Raw genomic sequence first — 2,193 nt, forward strand, 5'->3', positions numbered from 1 at the left:
CGCCCGCACCAGACGCGGCACGCGCACCGCGCCCTCGCGGACCGCCGCCTCGGTCTCGTCCGAGCCGAGGACCGACCAGAGCAGCCCCGAGGTCAGCGACTCGTCGGCGTCCACCAGGACGAACCGGTCCGGATTCTCGGCCTGCGCGGAGCGCACCAGACCCCAGAGCGGAGCGTTGGCAAGATCCCCGACCAGCGCATCCTGGGTCACGAACACCAGACGCGAACCGGCGAAACGCTCCTCCGCCAACCAGCCCTGCACCAGCGCCAGAGCCTCCTGCGCCGACCCATGGGCAGCACCCACCACGTCATCGCCCTCGAACAGTGCCACCGGCACGAACACCAGCTCCGGCACCGCACCGGCCCCAGCCAGCTCCGCCAGACCCGCGTACGCCGTTCCACCGGCGAAGGCCCCCTCCGCCTGGCCCAGCACCGCCCAGGCGGCTGTCTCGGCCGTCGACAGCGTCGGCTCCGTCCACTCCAGCTGGAACATCGCCTCGTGGAACGCCCGCCCGGCCGACACCAACTGCCCCGCATCCACCGGCCGCAGCGCCAACGAGTCGACGGAGGCGACCAGCATGCCGGTGTCGTCGGCGGCCACGATGGACACCGCGTCCGGGCCGGCCGGGGCGAGCCTGACCCGCAGGACCGACGCGCCGGTCGCGTGGAGCGCGCCCCCGTTCCACGAGAACGGCAGGTGCGCGGCGTCCTGCCGCGTCACGAACCCGCCCAGCGCGATGCCGTGCAGCGCCGCGTCGAGCAGGGCGGGGTGAACGCCGAAGCCCTCGACCGGTACGCCCTCGGGCAGCGCGATCTCCGCGAAGACGGCGTCCTCGGCACGCCAGGCGGCGCGCAGGCCCCGGAACACCGGACCGTAGACCAGACCGCTCACGGCCAGGCCCTCGTACAGGTCCTCCACCTCGACCGGCTCGGCGCCCTTCGGCGGCCACACCGACAGACCCTCCGGCGCCGACGCCGTGGCATCGGACAGCAGACCCGAAGCGTGACGGACCCACGGCTCATCACTCTCCGCATCATCCGCACGGGAGTAGACCGCCACCGGGCGAAGACCGTCAGCCCCAACCGCCTCGACTGACACCCGCAGGGCAAGGCCGCCCTGCTCCGGCAGCACCAGCGGAGCCTGGAGCATCAACTCCTCGACCCGGCCGAACCCGAGCTGGTCGCCCGCGTGGATCGCCAGCTCCAGCAGACCCGTCCCCGGTACCAACACCGTGCCCGACACCGCGTGATCGGCCAGCCAGGCGTGCGACTGCAGCGAAAGCCGGCCCGTCAGCAGGACACCGTCCGAGTCCGGGAGGGCGATCGCGGCGCCGAGCAGCGCGTGGCCCGTCGCGGCCTGGCCCAGCCCTGCAGCGTCGCCGGCGGAGGAGGTCGCCTTGAGCCAGAAGTGCTCGTGTTGGAAGGCGTAGGTCGGCAGGTCGGTGCGGCTCGCGCCGCGAGCGGCGAAGACGCCCTCCCAGTCCAGCTCGGAGCCACGGGCGTGCAGGCCGGTGACGGCCTGGGTGAAGGTCAGGGCCTCGGGGCGGTCCTTGCGCAGGACGGGAGCGAAGTGGCCCTCGGTGATCTCCTGGGCCAGGGCGGAGAGGGTCCCGTCCGGACCCAGCTCCAGGAACCTGGTGACACCCTGCTCCGCCAGGTACGCGATGCCGTCGGCGAAGCGCACCGCCTCACGGACATGGCGCACCCAGTACTCGGGAGACGTCAGCTCGGTCGCCAACTCACCCGTGACGTTGGAGACCACCGCGAACGTCGGCTCGCCGTAGGTCAACTCGGCCGCCACGGCGCGGAACTCGGCCAGCATCGGCTCCATCCGCGGCGAGTGGAACGCGTGACTCACCCGCAGCTGACGACCCTTACGACCCTGCGCCTTCCAGTGCTCCAACACCTCCAGCACGACGGCCTCGTCACCCGAAACCACCACCGACGAAGGCCCGTTGACCGCCGCGACAGCGATCTCCGCCTCCCGGCCCGCCAGCAGCGGCAACACCTCCGCCTCCGTCGCCTCGATCGCCGCCATCGCACCGCCGACGGGCAGCGCCTGCATCAGACGGCCCCGCGCCTCCACCAGCTTGGCCGCGTCCTCCAGCGACAACACCCCAGCCACATGCGCGGCAGCGATCTCACCCACCGAGTGCCCCACCAGGAAGTCCGGCTTCAGACCCCACGACTCCAC

At 72.4% G+C, this 2,193-nt stretch carries 1 protein-coding gene; it reads right to left on the bottom strand.

The features are described 5' to 3' along the window. Positions 1-2,193: acyltransferase domain-containing protein (locus tag AC0B61_RS37150; protein ID WP_471746954.1), on the bottom strand; the 2,193-nt coding region annotated here is incomplete at both ends.

The sequence above is a fragment of the Kitasatospora sp. NPDC023385 genome (genome assembly GCF_055664045.1).